At 69.7% G+C, this 24,200-nt stretch carries 25 protein-coding genes and 1 pseudogene; 8 read left to right on the top strand and 18 right to left on the bottom strand.

From position 1 onward, the window contains the following. The first annotated feature begins 10 nt into the window (after nucleotides 1-10). Nucleotides 11-1,261 (top strand): serine hydrolase, encoded by a 1,251-nt coding sequence (locus AB0I35_RS21150; RefSeq protein WP_357397841.1) that lies wholly within the window; start codon nucleotides 11-13, stop codon nucleotides 1,259-1,261. 55 nt (nucleotides 1,262-1,316) lie between these two features. On the opposite strand, the gene AB0I35_RS21145 is transcribed toward AB0I35_RS21150, so the two are convergent. From AB0I35_RS21145 to AB0I35_RS21135, 3 genes are all read right to left on the bottom strand, one after another. Beyond that, nucleotides 1,317-1,607 (bottom strand): hypothetical protein, encoded by a 291-nt coding sequence (locus AB0I35_RS21145; RefSeq protein ID WP_174550258.1) that lies wholly within the window; start codon nucleotides 1,605-1,607, stop codon nucleotides 1,317-1,319. 195 nt (nucleotides 1,608-1,802) lie between these two features. Continuing rightward, nucleotides 1,803-2,444, bottom strand: coding sequence for a response regulator transcription factor (locus AB0I35_RS21140; protein ID WP_357397840.1), 642 nt, complete (start codon nucleotides 2,442-2,444; stop codon nucleotides 1,803-1,805). Beyond that, nucleotides 2,441-3,589 (bottom strand): histidine kinase, encoded by a 1,149-nt coding sequence (locus AB0I35_RS21135; RefSeq protein WP_357397838.1) that lies wholly within the window; start codon nucleotides 3,587-3,589, stop codon nucleotides 2,441-2,443. Before AB0I35_RS21135 ends, AB0I35_RS21140 begins: the two co-directional genes overlap by 4 nt. 109 nt (nucleotides 3,590-3,698) lie before the next feature. Here AB0I35_RS21135 and AB0I35_RS21130 point away from each other — a divergent pair, with 109 nt between their 5' ends. Then, nucleotides 3,699-4,247: a hypothetical protein gene (locus tag AB0I35_RS21130; RefSeq protein ID WP_357397836.1), complete on the top strand. Its 549-nt coding sequence runs from the start codon at nucleotides 3,699-3,701 to the stop codon at nucleotides 4,245-4,247. Between the two features lie 187 nt (nucleotides 4,248-4,434). Here AB0I35_RS21130 and AB0I35_RS21125 read toward each other — a convergent pair whose 3' ends face one another. From AB0I35_RS21125 to AB0I35_RS21090, 8 genes are read right to left on the bottom strand one after another with little or no spacing between them, the layout of a single operon-like run. Then, nucleotides 4,435-5,379, bottom strand: a complete 945-nt coding sequence (locus AB0I35_RS21125; protein ID WP_357397835.1) for an ABC transporter substrate-binding protein — start codon at nucleotides 5,377-5,379, stop codon at nucleotides 4,435-4,437. After that, entirely contained in the window at nucleotides 5,376-6,095 is a 720-nt protein-coding gene (locus tag AB0I35_RS21120; protein ID WP_357397833.1) for a class II aldolase/adducin family protein, read from the bottom strand. Before AB0I35_RS21120 ends, AB0I35_RS21125 begins: the two co-directional genes overlap by 4 nt. A 14-nt stretch (nucleotides 6,096-6,109) precedes the next feature. Beyond that, entirely contained in the window at nucleotides 6,110-7,279 is a 1,170-nt protein-coding gene (locus AB0I35_RS21115) for an LLM class flavin-dependent oxidoreductase (RefSeq protein ID WP_357397832.1), read from the bottom strand. Next, nucleotides 7,276-8,370 carry an LLM class flavin-dependent oxidoreductase gene (locus AB0I35_RS21110; protein ID WP_357397830.1) on the bottom strand — a complete coding sequence of 365 codons (1,095 nt, stop codon included), beginning with the start codon at nucleotides 8,368-8,370 and terminating at the stop codon, nucleotides 7,276-7,278. Before AB0I35_RS21110 ends, AB0I35_RS21115 begins: the two co-directional genes overlap by 4 nt. After that, the gene (locus tag AB0I35_RS21105) at nucleotides 8,367-9,392 is read right to left on the bottom strand and encodes an ABC transporter substrate-binding protein (protein WP_357397829.1); all 1,026 of its coding nucleotides are present in this window, start codon (nucleotides 9,390-9,392) and stop codon (nucleotides 8,367-8,369) included. Before AB0I35_RS21105 ends, AB0I35_RS21110 begins: the two co-directional genes overlap by 4 nt. Next, the gene (locus tag AB0I35_RS21100; RefSeq protein WP_357397827.1) at nucleotides 9,389-10,144 is read right to left on the bottom strand and encodes an ATP-binding cassette domain-containing protein; all 756 of its coding nucleotides are present in this window, start codon (nucleotides 10,142-10,144) and stop codon (nucleotides 9,389-9,391) included. Before AB0I35_RS21100 ends, AB0I35_RS21105 begins: the two co-directional genes overlap by 4 nt. Beyond that, nucleotides 10,141-10,956 (bottom strand): ABC transporter permease, encoded by an 816-nt coding sequence (locus tag AB0I35_RS21095; protein WP_357397826.1) that lies wholly within the window; start codon nucleotides 10,954-10,956, stop codon nucleotides 10,141-10,143. Before AB0I35_RS21095 ends, AB0I35_RS21100 begins: the two co-directional genes overlap by 4 nt. A gap of 1 nt (nucleotide 10,957) precedes the next feature. Next, nucleotides 10,958-11,995, bottom strand: coding sequence for an NrtA/SsuA/CpmA family ABC transporter substrate-binding protein (locus tag AB0I35_RS21090; protein WP_357397824.1), 1,038 nt, complete (start codon nucleotides 11,993-11,995; stop codon nucleotides 10,958-10,960). Between the two features lie 209 nt (nucleotides 11,996-12,204). Between AB0I35_RS21090 and AB0I35_RS21085 the strand changes: the two genes are divergently transcribed. After that, nucleotides 12,205-12,951, top strand: a complete 747-nt coding sequence (locus tag AB0I35_RS21085; RefSeq protein WP_357397823.1) for an IclR family transcriptional regulator — start codon at nucleotides 12,205-12,207, stop codon at nucleotides 12,949-12,951. Between the two features lie 95 nt (nucleotides 12,952-13,046). Next, nucleotides 13,047-14,455, top strand: a pseudogene (locus AB0I35_RS21080) (MFS transporter). A 158-nt stretch (nucleotides 14,456-14,613) separates the two neighbouring features. Here the strand turns inward: AB0I35_RS21080 and AB0I35_RS21075 are convergent. Together AB0I35_RS21075 and AB0I35_RS21070 are read right to left on the bottom strand one after the other, a co-directional pair. Further along, the gene (locus AB0I35_RS21075) at nucleotides 14,614-15,861 is read right to left on the bottom strand and encodes a hypothetical protein (RefSeq protein ID WP_357397822.1); all 1,248 of its coding nucleotides are present in this window, start codon (nucleotides 15,859-15,861) and stop codon (nucleotides 14,614-14,616) included. 130 nt (nucleotides 15,862-15,991) lie between these two features. Further along, nucleotides 15,992-17,407: an amino acid permease gene (locus tag AB0I35_RS21070; protein ID WP_357397820.1), complete on the bottom strand. Its 1,416-nt coding sequence runs from the start codon at nucleotides 17,405-17,407 to the stop codon at nucleotides 15,992-15,994. 143 nt (nucleotides 17,408-17,550) lie between these two features. On the opposite strand from AB0I35_RS21070, the gene AB0I35_RS21065 reads away from it, so the two are divergent. Beyond that, entirely contained in the window at nucleotides 17,551-18,543 is a 993-nt protein-coding gene (locus AB0I35_RS21065; protein ID WP_357397819.1) for an LLM class flavin-dependent oxidoreductase, read from the top strand. A 6-nt stretch (nucleotides 18,544-18,549) separates the two neighbouring features. On the opposite strand, the gene AB0I35_RS21060 is transcribed toward AB0I35_RS21065, so the two are convergent. Further along, complete coding sequence (locus AB0I35_RS21060) at nucleotides 18,550-19,368, bottom strand: NADPH-dependent oxidoreductase (protein WP_357397818.1); 819 nt, start codon at nucleotides 19,366-19,368, stop codon at nucleotides 18,550-18,552. Between the two features lie 122 nt (nucleotides 19,369-19,490). Here AB0I35_RS21060 and AB0I35_RS21055 point away from each other — a divergent pair, with 122 nt between their 5' ends. Continuing rightward, complete coding sequence (locus AB0I35_RS21055; protein WP_357397816.1) at nucleotides 19,491-20,087, top strand: pyridoxamine 5'-phosphate oxidase family protein; 597 nt, start codon at nucleotides 19,491-19,493, stop codon at nucleotides 20,085-20,087. On the opposite strand, the gene AB0I35_RS21050 is transcribed toward AB0I35_RS21055, so the two are convergent. Genes AB0I35_RS21050 through AB0I35_RS21040 form a run of 3 tightly spaced genes read right to left on the bottom strand, consistent with a single transcriptional unit; the run spans nucleotide 20,065 to nucleotide 21,840 of the window. After that, nucleotides 20,065-20,796, bottom strand: a complete 732-nt coding sequence (locus AB0I35_RS21050; protein WP_357397815.1) for a glutamine amidotransferase — start codon at nucleotides 20,794-20,796, stop codon at nucleotides 20,065-20,067. The two genes, AB0I35_RS21055 and AB0I35_RS21050, sit on opposite strands and share 23 nt — an antisense overlap. A gap of 56 nt (nucleotides 20,797-20,852) precedes the next feature. After that, on the bottom strand, nucleotides 20,853-21,512 hold the full coding sequence (locus AB0I35_RS21045; protein WP_357397814.1) for an SMP-30/gluconolactonase/LRE family protein: 660 nt from the start codon (nucleotides 21,510-21,512) through the stop codon (nucleotides 20,853-20,855). Then, nucleotides 21,490-21,840, bottom strand: coding sequence for a hypothetical protein (locus AB0I35_RS21040; protein WP_357397813.1), 351 nt, complete (start codon nucleotides 21,838-21,840; stop codon nucleotides 21,490-21,492). Before AB0I35_RS21040 ends, AB0I35_RS21045 begins: the two co-directional genes overlap by 23 nt. Nucleotides 21,841-21,965: 125 nt before the next feature. On the opposite strand from AB0I35_RS21040, the gene AB0I35_RS21035 reads away from it, so the two are divergent. After that, a complete protein-coding gene (locus AB0I35_RS21035; protein WP_357397812.1) occupies nucleotides 21,966-22,712 on the top strand; it encodes a M50 family metallopeptidase in 747 nt (248 codons plus the stop codon). Here AB0I35_RS21035 and AB0I35_RS21030 read toward each other — a convergent pair. Beyond that, nucleotides 22,703-23,185: a gluconokinase gene (locus AB0I35_RS21030; RefSeq protein ID WP_357397930.1), complete on the bottom strand. Its 483-nt coding sequence runs from the start codon at nucleotides 23,183-23,185 to the stop codon at nucleotides 22,703-22,705. The two genes, AB0I35_RS21035 and AB0I35_RS21030, sit on opposite strands and share 10 nt — an antisense overlap. Nucleotides 23,186-23,282: 97 nt before the next feature. On the opposite strand from AB0I35_RS21030, the gene AB0I35_RS21025 reads away from it, so the two are divergent. Continuing rightward, complete coding sequence (locus tag AB0I35_RS21025; protein WP_357397811.1) at nucleotides 23,283-24,200, top strand: LLM class F420-dependent oxidoreductase; 918 nt, start codon at nucleotides 23,283-23,285, stop codon at nucleotides 24,198-24,200.

The raw sequence follows: 24,200 nt of genomic DNA, 5'->3' as shown, positions 1-24,200 counted from the left end.
GGCTGGCCCGATGAGCGCACTCGCTGGCACATTGGTGCAGGTTGCCGATGATCTGGACTCGGTGACGACGGTCGGGCACGAGGACGATCCGGCCGACGCGGGGTCCTCGCGGGCCGATGTCGAGGCACTGTGGTCGTCGGTGCGGTCCTGGTATTCGATGGGGACCACCCCGGCGATCCAGGTGTGTCTACGCCGCAACGGCAAGGTCGTGCTGAATCGGGCCATCGGGCACGGCTGGGGCAATACCCCGCGAGACCAGCCGGACGCGGAGAAGATCCTCGTCACCCCCGAGACCCCGTTCTGTGGCTTCTCGACCGCCAAGGGTGTGGCCGCGACGGTCATGTCGATGCTCATCGAGCAAGGTGCGTTCGCGGCGGACGACGCGGTGTGCGACTACATCCCGGAGTTCGCCGCGCACCGCAAGGGTGCGATCACCATCGGTGACGTGCTCTCGCATTCGGCGGGTATCCCGTTCATCACCCCGCCGTACCAGGGGGCCGAGCTGGTGATCGACGAGGATCTCGCGCTCGAGGCACTCACCGCGCTGGTTCCCAGCTGGCCGCCGCGGCGCTTCCGTGTCTACCACGCGCTGACCAGCGGACTCGTCCAGCGGTTGCTCGTGCAGCGGGCGACGGGCAAGCGGATGGGCGAGCATCTCGCCGAGCAGGTGCTCGAACCGCTGGGTTTCCGGTGGAACAACTTCGGCGTCGACCCGGCCGATGTCGACAAGGTGGTGCCGAGCGTGAAAACCGGTCCCCCGCCGTCCCGGCTGATGCTGTTCCTGACGAACAAAGCGGTCGGCGGGCGGATGGACAAGGCGTCCAAGGCGACCAACGACGCCTTCCTCACCGCCGAACTGCCGTCGGGCAATCTCGTGACCACCGCGTACGAGCTGTCACGGTTCTACGAGATCCTCGCTCGCGGCGGCGAATTGGACGGTGTGCGGATCATGGATCCCGACACCGTGCGCACCGCGATCGGGCCGGCCGACCGGATGCCGGGTCTCGCGGGCCGGGTGAGCCGGGCCGGTTTCGAATTGGGCGCTCGCCGTTCCAAATTCGGGCCGGACACCACCCATCATTTCGGCCGCAGCGGGCTGACCACCCAGTACGGGTGGGCAGACCCCGATCGCGGCCTGTCCGGCGCGATTCTCACCAGTGGCAAAGCCTCCACCGACACCGACCGGCCGTGGCAGCTGGTCGCCCAGGTATCGAAGACTCTGCGCCCGCTCGCTCCGAACGAGCGACTCTTCCGGCCCTGAATCAGCAGGTCGGTCTCTTCTCCGGAAACAGAGGCTTCCGACCTTCGCAGCTGTGTCAGGCTCCGATGACCGCGTTCATGATGGTGCCCGCGCTGGTGGCGACCGCGCCGCCCGCCATCGCGCTGGCGATCATCTTGGGTGACTGCAGGCCGCCGCCGTTCCACTTCTCCCACGCGAAGCGGCCGCCGCCGTAGGTGATGGCGGTGACGCCGGACAGCAGGATCATCCAGGTGAAGTACCGGCCGAGCTGCAGCACCTTGTCGGCCATGGGCGGCGCCTCCGGCGTCGGGTTGCCCACCTGCGCGAGAACGATGCCATAAGTGTCGTGCACAGCGGCCAGGATCATGCTCACGATCGTTGCTCCTTCGTCGGTTGTTCGTTGTGACGCCGATGTCGAGAACGCGTGACGCGGTAGAGCCAGATCTATTGAATATTCAACCTCAGGCGGGTCGGGTGGCGTGCACGACACTCCGCAGGCCACCTCCGCGCCCTGACATGGGTATTGAACCGGCGTGCCCGTTTCAAACGGCACGAATTGGCGTCACGGAAATTCGAGACCGACCTGTGCCGCGATGACAGCGGCCTGCACGCGTGACTGCACGCCGAGCTTGCTCAGCACCCGCGAGACGTGCGTTTTCACCGTCGCCTCACCGATTCGCAGGCGGGTGCCGATCTGCATATTGGACAGGCCGGCGCCGAGCCCGGCCAGCACCTGCCGTTCGCGGTCGGTGAGGGCCGAGAGGTCGGGCGGGGCGGTTTCCTCCGTGCGTGGGAGGGCGGCGATCACCGCGCGGGTCACCTTCGGGTCGAGCACCGCGTCACCGTCGGCGACCGCCCGGACGGCGCGGACCAGGTCGTCACCGCCCACCGATTTCAGCAGGAACCCGCTCGCGCCTGCCGCCAGCGCGCCGAGCACGTAGTCGTCGATGGCGAACGTGGTGAGGACCAGGACTTTCGCGCTGGTCTCCGCGACGACGGCCGCCGTGGCCGCCAGGCCGTCGACGCGGGGCATGCGCACGTCCATCAGGACGACGTCGGGGCTCAGCGCTTTGGCCTGGCGGACAGCCGCGGCACCGTCGGCCGCTTCCCCGATCACCCGCACCTCCCCGGTGGCCTCGAGCAACATCTTCAGGCCCGCGCGGATCGCGGCGTGATCGTCGGCCACCAGCACGGTCACCGTCATCTGGCCTCCAGGGGAATCCGGACCCGAACGTGCCATCGGCCGTCGCGGGCGCCCGCCGTCGCGGTGCCGTCCAACGATTCGGCGCGGAACATCATGTTGCGCAACCCGTTTCCGTGGCCTGTCGCCACCTCGGAACCGAGGGGATTGCTCGCCTCGACCACCAACCCCGCGCCCTCCCGGCGCAGCTCGATGTCCAAGGGTGCGCCCGGTGCGTGTTTGGTCGCGTTGGTGATGGTCTCACCGAGGATCCGGGTGACCACGGCCTCGACAGCCAGCGGCATCGACAGATCGGCGGGCCGCCGCAGCGATACCGACCCGCCCGCCGCCTCGGCCGCCTCGATCAGGCCGTCCAGCGAGGCCAGCCGGGTCGTGACGGCACTGTCGTCGGGTCCGGTGAGCAGTTCGATCGTGGTCCGCATCTCCTCCATGGCGGCCAGGCTGCTCGACCGGATCGTTTGCAGCACACCGATATTGCCCGGGTCGCGCTGCGCGACCTCGGCCAGGATGGCGACGGCCGAGACGTGACCGGCGACCGCGTCGTGCAGGTCGCGGGCCAGGCGCCTGCGCTCCTCCCCGATGGCGGCGGATCGTTCGGCGTCGCGCGCGGCGAGTTCGGCGCGACCCGCGTCGCGTTCGGCGTCGACCATCCGCCGGGAGGCACGCACGGCCCGGCCGTAGCCGAGGGGCGACCAGGTGAGCGCTACTCCGATCAGACCGGCGTAGAGCGCGGCACGCACTCCGAGCAGGGCCAACGCGAGCAACGCTCCGCCGACGGTCACCAGGAACGCGAACCAGCCGACCACCACCGACAGGCGGGCCGACCCCTTGCTCACCGCCAGGAAGATCACGTCGGTCAGCGCTATCCACAGCGGCAGCGAGGGCCCGAAGACGAAGTCGCCCGCCAGCAACACGATCATCAGGCCGAACGCGAGCGCGGGCCTGCGCTGCGCGGTGAGCTGGATGGCGAGGGCGGCGAACAGCAGGGCCAGTTTCGCGGCGGGCGGATAGAGATCGCGATCGGCGACGATGGACCAGCCACCGACCCCCCACAGCAGCAACCCGACGAGGAAGACCCCGACGGCCGCGGAGGTGGCGCTGTCGAACGCTTCCACGAGCCGGTCCATGGGCGCGCGGACGGTGGGCATCTGCTCATTCCAGCACATCGGGCGGTGGTAGACGTCCCCCGAAGGACGGACCCGCCCGCGACCGGAAGCCGGATGTGCTCGCCGCACCCCGTTCGGCACTCTGAGGCACATGAACGAACTGACGAATCCGGTACTGCTGACGATCGCGGGGTGTGAGATCGGCTTCTGGGTGCTGGTGGTGGGCGGGTTGGCCCTGCGCTACCTGCTGCGGTTGCGACGCGCCAGCACCGTCACCCTCGCGCTGGTTCCCGCGCTGGACGTGGTGTTGGTGGTCGCCGTCGCGATCGACCTGCACCGGGGCGGCGAAGTGACGTTCGCGCACCGGATCGCCGGTATCTATCTCGGGTGCACGGTGATGTTCGGACCGCGCATGATCCGGTGGCTGGACGAGCGCTTCGCCCACCGCTTCGCCGGCGGACCCGCACCGGTTCGGGTCCCGAAATACGGGCCCGAACGCACCCGCAAGGAGTGGACCGATTTCGCCCGCTGGCTCGGCGCGGCCGCCATCGCGGGGGCGCTCACGCTGGCACTGAGCTACACGGTGGCCGACGCCGAGCAGCGCGAACAGCTGATGGGGATCTTCGGTTCGCTCGGCGTGATCACGGTGATCTGGTTGCTCACCGGACCGGTGTGGGTGACAGGGTCGCGGCGAAGTTGATCCGGGCGGAACCCCTCAGCCGCGTGCTCGGCGGGGGCGATACCCCAGCCGCGTGCCCAGCGGGGGTGATACCCCAGCGGCGTGTCCGGCGGGGCGATACCCGGCCGGGTCCACGGCGCCGACCACAACGTCGTGCGGCGCGGTCCCGGGCAGGAATCGGGCCGTCCGGGGCCGCGGATTCGCCGGCTCAGACCGTGGAAGTGGCCTGTTCGCCGATCAGCTCACCGACCCACGGCAGCACTGCCGATCGCACGTTGATCGCGCGCGGGAGCAGTCCGTTCGCGGCGAGGAGGTCGGCGGCGCGCTGCTGTTCGTCGAGGAAGCCCTCGTTCACCGGGTGCACGCCGAACGGACGCCCGCGCAGTGCCGCCTCCCACGCGTCGAGATCGGCCGGGATGCCGTGGCGCAGTGCGTCGTCGACGAAATACTGCGCCGCGGCCCGCGGATTCTCGACAATCCAGGCATCGGATTCCCGCAGCGCCGCCAGCACCGCCTCCACGGTGTCGGGATCATCTTCGGCCAGGTCGCGGCGGGTGAACCACAGGGACGGATGGCTGAAGACCGAGGCGGTGTCGACCAGCGTGGTGAGTTCGGTGGCGGCCTCGATCTCGTGCAGACCGGGGTAGGTGCCGACCCAGGCGTCGAGCTCACCGGCCAACAGTGCCGCACCGCCGCCGCGCACGTCCACGTCGACCGGCTCGACATCCGCCCAGGTCAGACCGACCTTGTCGAGGGCGAACAGCAGCAGCGTCGTCTGCCACGAACCGTGGGCGATGCCGACCCGTTTGCCCCGCAGATCGGCGGCGGAGGTGATGCCACTCGTGGCGGTCGCGACCAGCCTGCCGTTCTCCACGCGCGGGCCCGAGATGCCGAGGTAGACGATGTCGCGGCATTTGGCGAGCGCGGTGAGCGGTGGGGTGAAGCCGGTGCCGATGATGTCGTAACCACCTTCGGTGAACAGCCAGTCCGAATGTTCTCCTGGCAGTGCGGTTTTCGGGTCGACCCGGGCGGGCCGGGGCAGCTCGCGCAGGTCGACCCAGTCGACCTCGGGCAGCAGCCGTTCGAGAATGCCACGGTGGCGCAGGACGAACAGGGAGTTGTTGTGCGGGAAGTAGCCGACCCGGATGCTCATCGCGCGTCTCCGATCAGGCCGAGGCGGCGGGCTTCGTCGGCGAGCCCGCTGCGCTGCCACTGCACCGCCAGGTTCGAGGGGTCGAATTCCACCGAACCGCCGAGGGTTTCGGCGATCGCCTGATACTGCGCACCCTCTTCGAGCAGCACCACGAATTTCGCCAGTTCCAGCAGACCGGCACGGCCGATCACATTGGCCCCGCCGTTCGCCTCGAAGATGGCCGCCAGATGCGGGTCGGTCTCGAGCTTGCTCAGGATGAAGTCGCCCGCGCCGATGGTGCGGTCGATGTGCGGCGGGATCTCGCGCGACAGGGTGAGCCGCTGGGAGGCGGCGTAGCGGATGGGCAGGGTGCGGTGGGTCTGGGCCCAGCCACCCAGCCAGGGCGTGTGGATGTGTACGACCGAGGTGATCTCCGGATGCGCGCGGAAGACCTTCGCGTAGCCGGTGACGAATCCGGCGGATCCCTTGCCGGACAGCACTTCTCCGTCGAAGGTCGCCACAACGGGTTCGACCGTGCGGTCGGTGGCCCAGGGGCCGGGTTCGTTGAGGGCGACGGCGATCTCGGTACCTGGCACGCGCTCGACGAAGTTGACGGTGCCGTTGCCGGTGACGGTTCCGGTCTCGCGGAACACCCGGAAGGCGGTCGCGGCGTCGTGGGTGGCCGCCGCGACGAAGGCTGTCACGGTCTCCGGCAGCAGGGTTTCGGTGGTGGTCATGGGGACTCCTGTGGTTATCGGGCCGTCGCCAGGACGGTGTCGGTGGGTGGGGTGGTGAGCCGGGAGCGGCCGAGCAGCGGCAGAACTTCCTCGCCGACCCGGTAGGCCTCCTCCAGGTGCGGGTTGCCCGCGAGGATGAAGGCGTCGACGCCGAGGTCGATCAATTCGTCGAGCCGCTGGGCGACCTGTTCGTAGCTGCCGACCAGGCCGAAGGCCGGGCCGCCCCGGATCAGGCTGAAACCGCACCAGACATTGGGCTGGACTTCCAGATCGCGGTAGCCGGTGATGTTCTCGGGCACCCAGCCCTTGATTCGGGCGGCGCCGACCGAGTCGCCCTGGGCCGCACGGTTGGCGGCGTCGCGGTCGACGAAAGCCCAGCCCTGCTCGATCTCGGCCCACGCGGCTTCCTCGGTGTGGCGGGCGACGATGTCGATGCGGACGGCGAACTTCGGTGTGCGTCCGGTGGTTTCGGCATTGCGCCGGACACCGTCGAACTTGGCGCGCAGGTCGGCGTAGGGCTCGAGCCAGGACAGGTAGTAGTCGGCGTGGCGACCCGCGGCGGCCACGGCGGCGCTCGACGAACCGGAGAAGTACACCTCCGGGAAGGGCTGACCGGCCAGTCCAGGGGGCAATGCGGCGCCTTCGGTGCGGAAGAAGCGGCCGTCGTGATCGAAGGGCTCACCATCCCAGACCCCGCGCAGCACGTCGAGGAACTCGCTCGTCCGCGCGTAGCGGTCGTCGTGGGACACCTTGTCGCCCCACCACAATTGGGCCGGACCGCCACCGCCGCTGATGATGTTGTAGACCAGCCGCCCACCCGTGGCGCGTTGCAGGCTCGCCGACATGCGCGCCGCCTGTACCGGATGCAGGAAGCCGGGCTGGAAGGCGACCATGAAGCGGTAGGTGGTCGTCTCGGCGGCCAGCGCGGCGGCGAAGGCCCACGGGTCGTCGGTCACCGGGAACGACGGCAGCAAGCCGCCGAGGAACCCCGCCGATTCCGTGGCCTTGGCGACCGCGGCGACGTGATCGAGGTAGGTGTAGTCGTCGAGCGCGCCGTTCCGGACGGCCGGGGCGATATTGCCCGGGCCGTAGCCGCCCGCGTTGCCCCGGTTGTAGCGGCGCGGGGTCCGCAGCGAGGCGTGATCGCCTTCCATGCCGATGCGCCAGTAGACGTCGATGGTCATGTGGTGACCTCCTGAGCGAGGGTGCGGGTGGCCGGGTCGGCGAGGAACAGCAGATGCTCGCCCGCGCGGTGGATTTCCTCGATACCGGGGTGGCCCGACAGCACGAAGGTCTGCACGCCCGCGGCCGCGTAATCCGAGAGGTGTTGTGCCACCTGCTCGTAGCTGCCGACGAGGCCGATCCGCTGGTCGTAGCCGAACGCCTGGAACCCGGACCAGCGACCATCACCGAGGGTGTGGTCGGCGACTGTCTCGGGGCGGTCGAGTTCGGCCCACTGACGACGCACCCTGGCCCAGGCTTCGGCCTCGGTCTCCCTGGCGATGATCGGCAGCTCGAGACCGACTCGCACGCGGCGCCCGGCCGCGACGGCCCGCTCCCCCAGTTCGGTGACCGCGCCGGTGATTCCGTCCTCGTGTTCGGTGAACAGGTGGACATCACCGTGTGCGGCGGAGAGCGCCAGCGCGGCGGGTGTGGTCCCGCTCAGCTGCACTGCCGGAAACGGCAGGCCGGACAGGATGCCACGGAAGCCACCGTCGACCACGTCGTAGTAGCGACCCGCGTAATCGAAACCGGTGCCCGCGAATCCCGCTGCGCCGACCTCGTTCTCGTTCCAGACTCCGCGCGCCACGGTGAGGAATTCCGCGGCACGGTCGTAGCGCTCGTCACCGGTGACCCGGTCGCCGCGCGTGCGCGCCTCGGCTGCATCGGTGTCGACCGCCAGCCGCCAGTTCAGCCGCCCCGCCGAGTGCCGCTGCAGGGTCGCCGACACCTTGGCCGCGTATACCGGGGTGCCGAACGCGGGCTGGAATTCGACCGTGACGCGCGTGTGGCGGGTGGCGCGCAGGGCCGCGGCCGCCACGATCCAGGATTCCTCGCCGAGCGGGTCGTAGGGTGCGAGCACGCCGTCGAAGCCGGTGAGTTCGGCGGCGCCGACGATCTGGGCGAGGTCGTCGAACGGGCCGAAGCGACCGGGCCGCAGATCGGTGGTCTCGACGACCGGATTCGGCGGTCCGAACCCGCCGCGCCCGCGCAGCGCCGGAGCGGCGCGTCGTCCGTCACCACGGCTGGGCAGCCGCCACAGGAAATCGGTCATGCCGGCACCCGCTCGGCAGCGACGATCTCGCGCGCACGGGCCAACGGCTCAGCGTCGACCCAGGATTCGAGATCGAAATCGGCGGCCAGGAAGCCGTAGGTGTAGAGGAACTGCTTCTGCACACCGAGCAGTTCCACCCGTTCGTCGGTGAGCGAGGGATGCAGGCCGCGGTGGAACTCGGCGCCGTAGGCAGCGACGACACCGGCCGGGCCGGACAGCGTTTCGCGCTGGAGCACCGCGCGGACGCCATCGAGGTCACCGGCGGCCCAGTCGGCGGCGCGCAGGCTCTGCGCGAGGAAACCGACGACGACCTCGGGCCGGGATTCGAGCAGGTCGGCGTGGACCGTGATCGGGCGCGGGGTGCCGTTGTTGACCCGTAGGTGCTTGGTGGCCGAGGCATCGAGGTCGACCGCCACGCGCAGACCGTTCTCGGCCGCCACCTCCTTGGCCCGAGCGCCCTTGACGTAGATCGCGTCGACCTTGCCGTCGAGGAGTTCGTCCACACCCCAGGTCGTCGAGCGACGAGTGCTCTGGATCTCGGTGCGCACCTGCGGGTCTCGCTCGACCGCCAGCTCGACGACGCGCACATCGGCCAGGGTCAGCCCGGCCGGGCGCAGGGCGTTGGCGAAACCGTGCAGCGCCATCGCTCGCGGGAAGCTGCGGGCCTGGTCCTGCGCCCAGGCGGGGACGCCGATGCGCAGCCCGGCCAGCCCGGCGGCGTCGGTGACCGACGAATCGGGGCCGACCAGGATCGCCTGGGACTCGTCGATCCAGGTGAGACCGATCAGGCGGGTCGGTGAACCCTGTGCGCGTGCGGCGAGGGCCGGCACGTTTCCGCCCTCGCGGATCAGGCCGGACAGATCGTGCAGGAAGTGGTGTCCGGCGAGTTCGGGGCCCGCGTCCTGCAGCACGCCGAACTCGAGGCCCGCGTTCGCGGCGGTCTCACCGAGCCAGCCGAGGCTGTGCGCGAGCCCACTCGCGGTGGGCACAGGGCAGCGGGTGTACCACAGGGTTTCGGTCATGACAGGCTCCTTGCATGTGGTCCGACACCGAGTCGGTCGAGGAATCGCGTTCGGTAGCCGAGGGTTTCGGGTGCCGCGTGATCGCGCGGGTGGGGTAGGTCGACGACCTCGTCGACGGCGAAACGGCCGCGATCGAGGATGATCACGCGGTCGGCGAGCCGGATAGCCTCGTCGACGTCGTGGGTGACCATGAGTACGGCGGGCCGGTGACGCGCGACGAGATCGCCGACCAGGTCCTGCATGCGCAGTCGGGTCAGCGCGTCCAGCGCCGCGAACGGCTCGTCGAGCAGCAGCAGTTCCGGTTCGCGGACCAAGGCCCTGGCCAAGGCGGCGCGCTGCGCCTCGCCACCGGACAAGGTGGCGGGCCACTGCCCCGCCTTGCCGTCGAGGTGCACTTCGATCAACGCGCGCAGGCCGGCTTCGCGCTGTGCCTTGCCGCGCCGCAGGCCGACGATCACGTTGGCCAGCACCCGCTTCGAGGGGATCAGGCGCGGTTCCTGGTAGACGGTCGTGCGGCGCGGCGGCACCAGAACCTCACCGGCGTCCGGTGTTTCGAGCCCGGTGAGCAGGCGCAGCAGCGTGGTCTTGCCGGTGCCGCTCGGGCCGAGCAGCACCACGAACTCGCCGCGGCGGATGGTGAGGTCGACGCCGTCGAGCACGGTCTTGTCGCCGAAGGCCTTGCGCAGACCGGTGATCGACACCGCCACCGGGTCCGCCGCTACCTCGATCGGGGCGGCTGCTGTTGTCGTCATCGGATCGCCACCTGCTTGCGCCAGGGCATCGCGTATCGTTCCGCGAGCCGTACGAGTGCGTCGAACACCAGACCGAGCAGCGCGTAGAGGACCACGCACAGCACCATGTAGTCGGTGCGGTTGTATTCCTGGGCCAGCGTCACCAGGTAGCCGACGCCCTGCTGGGTGCCGACCTGCTCGGCGGCGATCAGCGCGGTGATGCTGATCGACAAGCACACCCGCAGCGCCATCAGGATGCCGGGCAGCGCGGCGGGCACGATCACCTCCACGACGAGCCTGGTTCCGGTGAGCCCGAAACTGCGCGCCGCCTCGACCATCTTCCGATCCACATTGCGCACGCCCAAGTAGGTGTAGGCGTACATGGGGGCGGTGGTCGCCACCGCGATCAGCAGCACCTTGTAGAGCTCGTCGATGCCGAACCAGGCGATGAACAACGGGACAAGCGCCAGGAACGGCACCGCGCGCACGATCTGCATGGTCGAGTCGACCAACTCCTCGCCGAGGGCGGACAGCCCCGACAGCAGGCCGAGCACGAGCCCGACCCCGACCCCGATCGCCACTCCGGCGGCTGCCCGGCCGAAGGAGGCGAGGGCGAAGTCGAGCAGCTGACCGCTGCCCGCCAGCTCGACCAGCGCCGACCAGACGGCGCCGGGTCCGGCGATCACCCGCGGCGAGATGGCGCCGCTTGCCGAGCCTGCCCACCAGGCGAGCACGATGAGGACGGGTAGCAGCGCGCGCAGACCGAGCGACAACCAGCGTGGCCGCTCCCGGGTGCGCCGGACACGGGGCGCGGCCAGGACGAGGGCGCTCACCTCACTTGTCCTTCAGCGCGGCGAGCTGTTCGGGGGTCAGCTTGGATTTCAGGTCGTAGAAGATGTCGGCGGCGGTGATACGGCGGTCGATGACGCCGTTGTCGGCGAAGGTTTTCACCACATCGGCCAGGTCGGTGGCGTCGGAGTCGACGGGCAACCGGGGCACGGAGGCTTGCGCACCCACCCGGACCGCGTCGGCCAGCCGCTCACCCGTGAGCGCGCGTGGACCGGACTTGTCGAAGACGTTCTCGAACTCGGCCGGTGCGGCCTTCTGCTTCGCGGTGAGACCTTGCAGGACTTCGAGATACTTCGCGGCCACGTCGGGGCGCTCGTCGAGGATCTCGGTGCGGAACACCACCACGGAGTTGTCCCTGGAGCCGATCTGCTTCTCGGTGGTGATCTCCACCGCGCCCGCGGCCTTGGCCTCCTGGTACGGCACGAGGAACGACGCCCACGCGTCGACCTTGCCGGTCGCGAACGCCGAGGCGGCATCCTTCTGCTGCAGCGGGACCCGGGTGACCTGATCGGCCGGAACACCGGCCTGGGCAAGAGCTTTGAGCGTGATGTACTCGCCCTTTCCTGCCGGGTTCACCGCGATCCGCTTGCCCGCGAGGCCGGCCACCGAGGTGATCCCCGACTCCGGCCGGACGACGATTCCGCTCTGATCCTGACCCGCCGGGTCGGCCACCGCGACGATCTTCACGCCGACGTCCTTGGACAGCGCGCCGACCACGGGGCTGAAGGCCGCACCGGACACGTCGAGTTCGCCGGTGTTGAACAGCTTCAGCATCGAGCTGAAACCCGGTGTGGTACTGACCCATTGGATCTTGGCGCCCAGCGGTGCGAGGGCCGCGTCGAAGGTGCCGTCGCGTTTGCCGACAGCCAGCGGGCCGCTGTTGCCCGGGTCGGTGACCTTGAGGATGTAGGGGGCTCCTGCCCCCTGTTCCGGCGTCGAGCCGGAGCCACATGCCGCGACGAGGGCGACGACGGGGGCGATCGCGAGGGCGATTCGCGAGAAGGCCGACAGCCTGCGGGACATTCGGTGCTCCTGTTCGGGACGGGGTCGATGCCCTCGGAGCGTATGGGCGCGCATCGTGCGGAACGAGGTATGCCTTTCCGTGGATCGGAAAGCTTGACAGGAGCGCATCCGCGGATTTATGGCAATTGTGCGGTCACTGCGTCGCATCGCTTTCCACATAACGGAATACATCGACAGGCCCCCGCACAGGCCTGTGTTACCTTCGGTTCGTGGAGACCTCCAGCGTGCAGACCGTCACCCGAGCCCTGTCTGTACTCGACTGCTTCCGCGGTGGCGAGGAACGCGGCGTCTCGGAAGTCGCACGCGCACAAGGGCTCGCGGTCAGCACCACGCACCGGTTGCTCGGCGCGCTGGTGCAGGCGGGCTTCTTGGAGAAGGACGCCGAGTCCAGCCGGTATCGCATGGGCGGTGCCCTGGCCGAGTACGGCCAGATCGCCTACCGCCAGCACAAGATCTACCTCGCCGAGCCCTGCCTCGAGCAGCTCGCCGCCACCACCGGGGCGACGGGCTCGGTGGCCACCCGCCACGGAATCCACGCCGTCCTGCTCGGCACCAGCCGGTGGCGCGAGAGCGACGGGCACAAGCTGCAGGGTGTCCGGCTGCCGCTGCACGCCAGCGCGCTCGGCAAAGCGCTGCTCGCCTGGTCCGATGTCGATGACGACGAGTTGCGTTCGCTGCCCTACGAAGAAGGCACCGAACGGTCCGTGACCGGACCCGAGGAACTGCGCGCCGAACTCGTCACCACCCGCGAGCGCGGCTACGCGTTCAACGACCGCGAACTCGATCCCGGATTCCGCACCATCGGCCTGCCGATCCTCGACCCCGACCGGCGGTGCCGATTCGCGCTCGGCCTGCGCGGACCCGTCACGCTGATGATCGACGAACGGGTGCCGTTCTTCGTCGAGTTGGCCAAGGTCACCGCGGCCGAGATCGCCGTCAAGTTCGCGGCGGCCTGATCCCTCCCGGCCCGCCGGGCACGGAAAATCCCCGCGCGCGAACGCGTGCGCGCCGGATACCGTGGATCGACTGGTTAGTCGAGGAAAGGACCGCAGTGGCGACCGATACGGCGGACACGGCTGTCGGGTTGCGATCCGAACGGGGTGCGGTACTCGCCTCGCTCATGCTCTCGACCTCGCTGATCGCGCTGGACTCAACGATCATCGCCACGGCGGTGCTCACCATCACCGATTCGCTCGGTGGGTTCGCGATGTTCCCGTGGTTGTTCTCGATCTACCTGCTGGCGCAGGCGGTCACGGTGCCGATCTACGGCAAGCTGGCCGACATGGTGGGCCGTAAGCCGGTGATCCTGTTCGGGATCGCGGTGTTCGCCGTCGGCTCGCTGCTGTGCGGACTTGCGTCGAACATGCTGGCGCTCATCGTCTTTCGTGCCGTCCAAGGCATCGGCGCCGGCGCGATCCAGCCGATGACGATGGTCATCGCGAGCGACCTCTACAACCTGACCGAACGGGCAAGGGTTCAGGGCTATATGGCGGGTGTGTGGGCCGGGTCGGCGGTGCTCGGGCCGCTGCTGGGTGGACTGCTCTCCGATCACGCGGACTGGCGGTGGATCTTCCTGATCAACCTGCCGCTGTGTGCGGTCGCGGCGTGGATGTTGGTGCGGCACTTCGCCGAATCGGCGCCGCGCAGCCGTCAGCGGATCGACTACCTCGGCGCGGCGTTGCTCACGCTGGGCGCGGGGGCGCTGATCCTGGCGCTGCTCGAAGGTGGGCAGGCGTGGGCGTGGGATTCACCGGTGTCGATCGGCCTGTTCGCGGGCAGCGCGGTCGTTCTCGCGGTGTTCGCCGTCGTCGAGTTGCGGGTCTCCAATCCGGTGCTGCCGCTGTGGGTTTTCACTCGCCGGATCGTGATCGCCAGCAGTACGGTGTCGCTGCTCGTCGGCGCGGTGGTGCTCGGATTGACCTCCTACGTCCCGACTTTCGCCCAGGGTGTCCTCGGCACCACCGCCCTGATCGCCGGGCTCGCCGTCGGCGGACTCACGCTCGGCTGGCCGCTGGCGGCGACACTGTCGGGCAGGTTGTACCTGCGCTGGGGATTCCGCATCGCCGGTCTGCTCGGCAGCACGCTTGCCGTCATCGGTTGCGCGACAACACTGTTCATCGACGCCGGGACCAGCCCGTGGCAGATCGCGGGTTCGTGCTTCCTGATCGGCGGTGGCATGGGCCTGGTCGCCTCTCCCACCTGATCGCGGCGCAGAACAGCGCGCCCTGGCAGGAGCGGGGTGTGGTGACCTCGGCCAACATGTTCGCGCGCTCCCTCGGCAGCGCGCTCGGTGTGGCCGTGTTCGGCGCCATCGTCAACACCGGGATCACCGACCCCGACCACCCCACCCCCACCGAACTCGCCTCCGGCATCCACCTGGTGTTCGCCGCCATCCTCGCCATGGCGGTGATCATGTTCGCGGCGGCCGCCACCATGCCCGGACGGACAGCCGCCGACTGACAGGGCGCCCGGGCGACAACCGACATCCGGTCGCACCAGGGCCGACGGCTGCCCGCGCCGAGGCGTCATCGGTGTCGCTCACGCGACGGTTGTGCGGGCACCGCCGATACCAGGGTGTCCGGTCGACGCCCGCCGCGGGCGTCGGTTCGTGGTCGCGGTCAGGCGGATCGTTGCTCGGTGTGGCGCACCACCTCGACCCGCTCCTGCGGCCCGAACTCGACAACACGACGGATCCTCGAGTTCGCGACGGGTGCGAGGTCGACGGTGACCGGCGCGCCCGCTCCCGCGCGAGTGATCGCGATGATGCGGTCCTGGAGGTACCCGTCGGGAACCGGCACCCTGATGATGTCGCCCACCGCCAGTGCCTCCGCGGCGACCTCACCACCGCTGCCCACCGCGGCGAACTCACCGCACCGAGTCGGTCCGGTGCTCGCACCGAGCCCACGTTCGGCGATGGTCCACCACACCGCCTCGCGGGCATCGCCCGGCCCGGACGACGCCGCGGCGTCGCCATCGGCACGCGTCTGCCGGTGCGGCCGGGCCGTCTCGGCGAGGTCTCCGACGCTGGGCAGAGCCGCGGTGCCTGGGTCCGCATGCGCCGACCGATGCGACCGGTCCGCCGGTGCGGGTGCGGCTGCGGGTACGGGTGCGCCATGGTCACGCAAGACTGTCGTGTCGCCGTATGTGTACGGGCTGTCCTGCCCGGTTGCCGGCCCGCTACGCCGAGCCGAGGCGGTGAGGCGCTGGTGCCAGGCGAGGATCCGGTCGCGTTCGGCTTCGGCGGCGGCGCGGGTCTCGTGCAGGGAGATATGGCGGCGGCTCGGGGCGTTGCGGGGGTGGGTCGTGCCCGCGGCGCCGTCGATCACCAGAATCCAGCGGGCACCGACGGCGCGGTCGCGGCGGGCCGAAACCCGTTCGGCCAGCGCGTGTCCCGGGGTGGCGCCGAGTCGATCGGCGGCTTCCTCGATGCTCTCGACGAGGCCGAGTGAGCGCAGCAACTCGGCCGCCGAGAGTTCCGAGGTGTCGAGTTCCTGGGCGAGCGCGGGCATGGGCGTCTTACGGCGCCAGCCGATCCGGGCACAGTGTTCGTGGCGGGTGAACCACAAGCGGCTGCCGGAGCGGCGGTGCTGCTCGATCACCACCGCCCACCAATCCCATTCGGGTTCGGCGACCAAGCGCGTTCGCACCCAACGTTCACGCTCGGCCGTGGATATCCGGTCCTCGGGTGGCACGAAGTTGCGGAGCGCGGTGCGTATCGCCGATTCCGTGCGCCCGAGCGTTCGCGCGGTGCGGGCCAGATCGACACCCGCCCGTAGGTCGTCGGCGAGGATCCGGTATTCCGATTCGCGCCAGGTGGTTCCGTGCCTGCGTGGTGGACGCAGATCGCCGCGGAAGTCGTCACTCATGTCGTGCCCCCGTTCTCGCACCGCCCGGCAACACTCGCCGGGCCAGTTGTGTGACACTTCGACGATACCGCTGGGGTATGACAGAAAACGCTTGTCTGCCAGCGGCTTTCCAGCAAACGGGGGCCGACGCTCAGTGGGTGTGCGCTACTGTCTTGCGGCCGAAGGTGTAGTAGCCGACGCACACCAGCGCGGCCCACACGGCACCGACGACCAGCGCGGTGCGCCCACCGTCGGTCCACAGCAGTAGGATCACGACCAGGCCGAGGAAACCCAGCGCCGCCCAGGTGGTCACGGGCGCGCCGGGCAGGCGGTAGTCGCTGCCGGGCAGCTCGCCCGCGCGCACCTTGGCGCGATACTTCAAGTGGCACACCAGGATCACGCTCCACACCACGATGATGCCGACCGTGCTCACCGAGGTGATGTAGGCGAAAGCCTTGTCCGGCGAGATCACGTTCACCACCACACCGATCACCATCGCCGCCGCCGAGGCGCAGATACCGGCGAACGGCACCGACTGCTTGCTCAGCTTCGCGAACCCGCCGGGCGCCTCGTCGCGCAACGCGAGACTACGCAGCATTCGGCCGGTCGAGTAGATGCCGGAGTTACACGACGACAGGGCCGCGGTGAGCAGCACGAAGTTGATGATGCCCGCGGCGGCGGGGATGCCGATCTGCTCGAACACCTCCACGAACGGGCTGCGCCCGGCGTGGAAGCTGCGCCAGCTCGCCACCGACATGATCACCACGAGCGCGCCCACATAGAACAGGCCGATGCGGAAGGGCAGAGTGTTGATCGCCTTGCGCAAGGTGGTCTTCGGGTCGCGGGCCTCCCCCGCCGTGACGCCGACCAATTCGACACCGACATAAGCGAACACGACGATCTGCAACACCAGCAGGGTCTGCCCGAAGCCGTGCGGGAACACCCCGCCGTCGGCCCACAGGTTCGTCACCGTCGGATCGGCGGCGTGCCCGAACCCGAACACCAGCACACCGATGCCGATCAGGATCATCGCCAGGATCGCGGTCACCTTGATCGCGGAGAACCAGAACTCGCCCTCGCCGAAGATCCGCACCGAGATCAGGTTGGCGGTGAACAGCACCGCCAACACCACCAGCGCGGTCACCCATTGCGGAATGTCGAACCAGTACTGCACGTAGTGCCCGGCGACGGTGATCTCGGCCATACAGGTCGACACCCACACCGCCCAGTAGGACCACCCCGTGGCGAATCCGGCGAACCGGCCGAGGAACTCGTGCGCGTACTCGGCGAAGCTGCCCGACACCGGACGGTAGGTGAGCAGCTCACCGAGCGCGCGCATGATGACGAAGATCGCCAGCCCGGCGACGAGGTAGGCCAGGATGAGCGAGGGGCCTGCCTGTTCGATCGCCGCGCCGGAGCCGTAGAAGAGGCCGGTGCCGATGGCGCCGCCGATGGCGATCATCTGGATCGTGCGCGGGTTGAGCCCGCGCGCGTAACCCTCCTCCGACGCAGCGGTGGGGGCCTCGGTCGGCGCGGCGGTGGGTAGGCCGGGACCGTCAGCGGACATGGAGGGATCCTTCCTTCGTGTCGAACAGTCCTGCACGCTACCGCGCGGCAACCGTGCCGCCGATCACCCCCACCGCTCGCGCGGAAATACCGCAGCCGCCGCACCGGTTGGCCTACTGAGGGGATTTCACGCGAAGGAGACTCATGAGCCCGGTCACGCTGTCGGTACTCGATCTGGCACCGGTGCAGGCCGACGCGACGGCAGGCGAGGCCCTGCACGCGACGACCCGCTTCGCCCAGCGCGCCGAGGAGCTGGGAATGCACCGCTTCTGGGTGGCCGAGCACCACAACATGCCCGGCATCGCCAGTTCGGCGCCTGCCGTGGTTCTGGCGCACCTCGCCGCGTCGACCTCGCGCATCCGGGTCGGATCGGGTGGCGTGATGCTGCCCAACCACGCTCCGCTGGTCGTCGCCGAACAGTTCGGCACCCTCGAGGCGCTGCATCCGGGCCGCGTCGACCTCGGTATCGGTCGCGCGCCCGGCACCGACCCGGCGACCGCTCGCGCGCTGCGCAGGCATGCCGACGGCCTCGGCGCCGAATCGTTCCCCCGTGAGCTGACCGCCCTGATGGGTTATTTCGGCGGCACCGACCCGGACGGCATCGTCGCCACCCCTGGTCGCGGCACCCGGCCCGAGATGTGGTTGCTCGGCTCGAGCGGGTACAGCGCGCAGGTCGCGGCCGTGCTGGGGTTGCCGTTCGCGTTCGCGCACCACTTCGCCGGCGAGAACACCGCCGCCGCGCTCGCGCTCTACCGGGACAACTTCCGGCCCTCACCGATCCTCGCCGAGCCGTACAGCATGGTCGCGGTCTCGGCGATCTGCGCCGACACCGACGCCGAGGCCGACCGCCTCGCCGCACCACGCGACCTGGCCTTCGTCAACCTGCGCGCCGGCCGCCCGCAGGCGCTGGCCACCCCCGAGCAAGCCGACGGGTTCCCGGGCAGCGATGCCGAACGCCACTTCGCCGCACAGCGCAAGGCCGGTCAATTGCAGGGGTCGCCGGAGACGGTGCGCGCCCAGGCTGCCCAGCTCATCGAGGACACCCGCCCCGACGAGCTGATGCTCACCACCCTCGTCTACGACATCGACACCCGCATCCGTTCCCTCGAGCTCACCGCCGCGGCGATCAACGGCTGATCCGCCTCAGCGGAGCCGGAATCCCATGGCCGCCAGAGACTCCCGGAGCCGGTGCCGCCCGTTGAGCGACGCCTCGGAGCCGAGCCGGGCCAGCACCCGCTCGGTCCAGGAGAACGGGAGTCCCTGGTCGCCATAGACCGCGCCGATCCGCTGCTCGTAAGCGGCGACCGGTCCGCGCTGGCGCGGTAGGTCGTAGGTCTCCTGGTGCAGCACAGCATCCTGCGGCAGTCGCGGCTTCACCCGTGTGCCCTCTGTCGGGTCGGGGTGGCCGACCACCAGCCCGAAGATGGGGAACACGTGGGCGGGCAAGTTCAGTTCCGCCGCCACCCGCTCCGGGTCGTTGCGCAACGCACCGATGTAGACGGTGCCCAGCCCGAGCGATTCGGCGGCGATCACCGCGTTCTGGGCGGCGAGCGCGGCATCGACCACGCCGACATAGCTGGATTCCAGATAGTCGGCGCCGTCGAGGGGCGCGCGGTGGTCGTCGGCGAGCTGACGCAACCGCGCGAAGTCGGCGGTCCAGACCAGCAGTACCGGCGCCTGCTCGATGTGCGCCTGCCCGCCCGCCACCGCCGCCAGCCGGGCCCGCCGCGCCGCATCACGGACCTCGATCACACTCCACGCCTGCAAATTCGACGAGGTCGGGGCCGACTGGGCCGCCGAGATCAGCAGGCGGATCGTCTCCGGTGTCACCGGGTCGGGCAGGTAGCGCCGGACCGATTTGTGTTCGTGCAACACCTGCAGCACAGAGTTCCACTGCGCGGGAACGGCGGCGTCCGGGTCCGCGTAGCGCTGCTGGACAGGGTGGGGAGCGGTCTGCGTCATGGCCCCATCGTCGGTCACCGCGGTGGGCGCCGTCTGCGATAACTCTCACCGTGAATCCAACGTCGCGGTCGATACACTCGACCACGGGGAGCTCGCCGCCCGGCGGGACCGGAAAGTGCGTCATGGCCAAGGTGTTCGACCGGATCGACGACAAGTTACGGGCGTTCATCGCCGACCAGCCGATGTACTTCGTGGGGACCGCGCCCTCGTCCGGTGGCCATATCAATGTGTCCCCCAAGGGGTATCGCGACACCTTCGCCGTCCTCGACGATCACACCGTGGCCTACCTCGATCTGTTCGGCAGCGGCTCGGAGACGATCGCGCACCTGCGCGACAACGGCCGCATCACCGTGATGTTCTGCTCGTTCTCCCGCGTCGCCCGCATCCTGCGCCTGCTCGGCACCGGGCGGGTCGTGCGGCCCGACTCCCCCGAATTCGACACGCTGCGTGCACGATTCGGCACCGAGCATCCCGGTATCCGCGCGGTGATCGTGGTCTCGGTCGACCGCATCGCCGATTCGTGTGGCTGGTCGGTGCCGAGGATGGACCTGGTCGAGGAGCGCTCCATTCTGGACGAGGCCCACACCCGGCGCACCGACGAGGATTTCGCGCGGCGCATCGCGGGCGACAACTCCACCAGCATCGACGGTCTGCCCGCGCTGGAACCCGACCACCCGCTGCCGTCCACCGTCCGGGCTACCCGCGAGAGCGCGAGATGAAGCGCCGCAACAGCTCCCGCGGCACCGGCACCGATTCACGCCGGCCGAGTTCGGCCAGCATGTCCGCCTCGCTCGGGTCGAAATAGCCCGCGTGCCGGTAGGCCTCGATCCGCACGGCCAGCCCGGTGCCGTCGAGTTCGGGATGGAACTGGGTGGCGTAGACATTGCGCCCCACCCGGATCATCTGCACGGGGCAACTCTCGGAACCGGCGAGCAGCACCGCGCCCGGCGGCACGTCCTGGCAAGCCTCTTTGTGACCGACGAAGGCGCGGAACGAACGTGGGATGCCGGTGAGCAAGGGGTCCTCGGCACCGTCGGCCAATACGACCGTACTCGCGCCGACAGCTTCGCCGTAGCGGTCGGGGCCGACCTCACCGCCGAGCACGTCGGCCAGGATGCCCAGGCCGTAGCAGGCGCCGAAGTACGGGAAGTCCCGGTCGACGATCTCGGCGAGCAGCGCGCGCAGCGGCGGTTCGAACCGCCGCTGGTAGTCGTACTTGTCCTGCTCCGGCGCGCTCACATTGCTCGGCCCGCCGCCGACGATCACGGCGCGGAAGTCGTCCAGGTCGACCTCCGGCATCCCGCGGTCCATCTCGATGCGCACCACTTCGTCGTCGGTGAGTTCGGCGGCGCGCAGCAGTGCGGCGTACTCGTCGTCGGACGCGGCGCGTTCGGGACGAAGCTGAAGCAACAGGCAGGGCTTGGTCATCGTCGAGCCATCCCTCCGCGGTCTCATCGGGTCGGCTACCGACGATACTGCGCACGTCACGGCACCGCGCTCACCCCGACGGCCGATTCGGAAAGACTCCCCAGATACAGGGCGCCTCGGTGCTCGACCACCGAGGTGACCATCGCGAAGTCGTCGCCCGCCCGTTGCAGGTCGTGCACCACCGTGCCGTCCAGGTCGAGCGCGACCACCCACGCGGAGCGGGCGGGCGCCGGGCGGAGCCACTCGGGCAACGCCCAGGTCAGGCGCCGGAAGATGCCCGGCAGTGCCAGCATCCGGTCCAGCAGGGGGTTGCGTGGTGCCACCATCCCGATCCAGACCAGGCCGTCGCTGCCGAGGAGCATGTTGTCCGGCGAACCGGGCAGGTTCTCGACGAGACGGTCGACGGTGCCTGCGCGGGGACCCGAGACCCAGTACCGGGTGATGCGGTAGGCGCCGGTCTCGGCGACCAGCACACAGGACCGGTCCGGCGCCAGCACCACCCCGTTGGCGAACTGCAGCCCGTCGATCAGCACGTCCACCTGCCCCGCCGGGTCGCGGCGGACCAGCCTGCCGCTGCCGGAATGCTCGAGGATGTCACCCATCCACTGCTCGAACGGCCAGCGCCGCGACGAGATCGAGAAGTAGACGGTGCCGTCGTCGTCGCGCACCACATTGCTCGGGAAGATGATCGGCTCACCGTCCACTTCGGTGATCACCGGCTCCGGTTCGGCGCCGGGCCCCGGCCAGCCGGAGCACGCCGTGGCCTGCGACGCAGACGAGCAGCGAACCGTCGGCGTCGGCGTGCATGCCCAGCGGCCTGCCCGGCGTTTGCGCGATCTTCTCCACGGTGCCATCGGCCGGGTCGACGCGCCAGACGGCACCGTCCTCGGTGCCGGTGACCAGGTATCCGTCGGTCGTCAGCACGACATCTTCCGGTCCCTGCCCGCGCAGCGGAATCAACCGAACCTCGGGCAGCGCGGGTGTGCTCTGTGTCTGGCCGGCCCGGGCGGTCGCGCGGGGCGGGTTCCATCGGTGCGGTCGCATCTGCATGCCCCTTGCTACCACGCCCGGACGCGATTGTTGCCCGGAAAGCGTTGCGCGAGCGAGGTATCGGCGCATCATGCGCTGACCGGGCCGTGGGCGTGGCGAATCGCGGCTACAGTGCGGCGGTGGACACCGGATCGGTCAGCTCTTCGTTCGAACGTTTACTCGCACCGCAGCCCGCCCCGCCGTGGTGGCTGGTGCTCGTCACCGCGGCGCTGGCGCTGATCCTGGTCGGGTATCGGCCGCTGTGGCGGATCACCCGGGCCGCCGTCACCGTGGCGCACGAGGGCGGGCACGCGCTGTTCGCGCTGCTCACCGGGCGCAGATTGCACGCGATCACGCTGCACACCGACACCTCGGGTCTCACGGTGTCCAGTGGCAAACCCACCGGTCCCGGCATGATCCTCACCGCCATGGCCGGATACCCGGCGCCCGCGCTGCTCGGCGTGGGCTACGCGGCGCTGCTGGGCTCCGGCCGGGTGTCGGTGATGTTGTGGGCCACCCTGGCCATGCTGGTGGCGGTGCTGGTGAAGGTGCGCAATGTGTACGGTCTGCTGACCGTGCTCGTGCTCGGCGCGCTGGTGTTCGGGGTGTCCTGGTACGGCAGCGACCTGCTCCAGGCAGGGTTCGCGTATCTGGCCGCGTGGTTCCTGCTGGCCGCCGCTGCCCGCCCTGTCCTCGAGCTGCAGCGCGGCAGGCGCAGACAACCCGGGCGCACCGATTCCGATGCCGATCAGCTGGCTCGTCTCACGCATCTGCCCGCGCTGCTGTGGGTGCTGTTCTTCGCACTGGTCTGCCTGGCGGCGGCCGTGATCGGCGGGTGGTTGATGCTCGCGCCCGTCGAGCAGCTGCATCCGCTGTTTCAGCGGTGATCGGCTCTCCACTTCTCGACCGCCTCGGTGACGAGCACCCCGGGCGGCTGTAGCGCGTTGAGGGCGACGCCTGCTTCGTCCTGCTGGAGTGGTTCGAGCGTGGCCAATTGCGAGTCGAGCAGGATGGTCGGCATGAAATGGCCGAGGCGACCGGTCATCCGGCGCATCAGCTCCACCCGGGTCGCGGCCAGATGCACGAAGTAGGTGTCGGGAGCCTTGGCCCGCAGCCGGTCGCGGTACACCCGGCGCAGCGCCGAACAGCTGGCCACCCCGCCCGTCTCGCTGTGCTCGTGCAGCCAGGTGGCGACCGTGTCGAGCCACGGCCACCGGTCCTCGTCGGTGAGCGGGATCCCGGCCGCCATCTTCTCGATATTGGCCAGCGGGTGGAAGTCGTCGCCCTCGGCGTAGGGCACGTCGAGGCGGTCGGCCAGCAGGGCCCCGACGGTCGTCTTGCCACACCCGGAGACGCCCATGACGACAATGACAGGTTCTCCCACCGCATCCTCCTCCGCCGAGCCGTTGCCCCTACAGCCTCACACACCCGCGCACGTCTCGGGCACGATGGTGATCATGGACCTCCGCATCTTCACCGAACCGCAGCAGGGCGCCGACTACGACACGCTGCTCGCCGTGGCGCGCGCCGCCGAGGATCTCGACTTCGACGCCTTCTTCCGCTCCGACCACTATCTGGCCATGGGCGATGCCGACGGCCTGCCCGGCCCCACCGACGCTTGGATCACCCTGGCGGGTCTGGCCCGCGACACCTCCCGCATCCGCCTGGGGACCCTGGTCACCGCCGCCACGTTCCGGCTGCCCGGGCCGCTGGCCATCCAGGTGGCCCAGGTCGACCAGATGTCGGGCGGCCGGGTAGAACTGGGGCTCGGCAGCGGCTGGTTCGCCGCCGAACACGCCGCCTACGGAATTCCCTTCCCCGACAACAGGTTCGGCCTGCTCGAAGAACAGCTCGCGGTCATCACGGGCCTGTGGTCGACCAAGCTCGGCGATACCTTCTCCTTCGACGGCGACCACTACCAGCTCACCGATTCCCCCGCCCTGCCGAAACCGGCGCAGGATCCGGTGCCGGTGGTGATCGGCGGCAACGGCAAGGTCCGCACCCCCCGCTTGGCCGCCCGTTACGCCACCGAATTCAATATGCCCTTCGCCTCGGTGGCCGACAGCGCCGCCCAGTTCGACCGGGTCCGCGACGCCGTGCGCGCGGCCGGGCGCACCGACGAACTGGTGTATTCCAACGCGCTCGTGGCCTGCGTCGGGCGCACCGACGCCGAGGTGGCGCGCCGGGCCGCGGCGATCGGGCGTGAGGTCGACGAGCTGAAGACCAACGGGCTGGCGGGCTCGCCCGCCGAGGTGGTGGACAAGATCGCCCGCTACCGCGAGATCGGTGCGAGCCGGATCTACCTGCAGATCCTCGACCTGGCCGATCTCGACCACCTCGAACTCATTGCCGCCGAGGTGCAATCGCAGCTCTGA

The sequence above is a fragment of the Nocardia sp. NPDC050378 genome (genome assembly GCF_040655675.1).
Taxonomy (GTDB): Bacteria; Actinomycetota; Actinomycetes; order Mycobacteriales; family Mycobacteriaceae; genus Nocardia; species Nocardia coubleae.
Note: the sequence above shows the minus strand (reverse complement) of the source record. Positions and strands in the feature narration are given on the sequence as shown.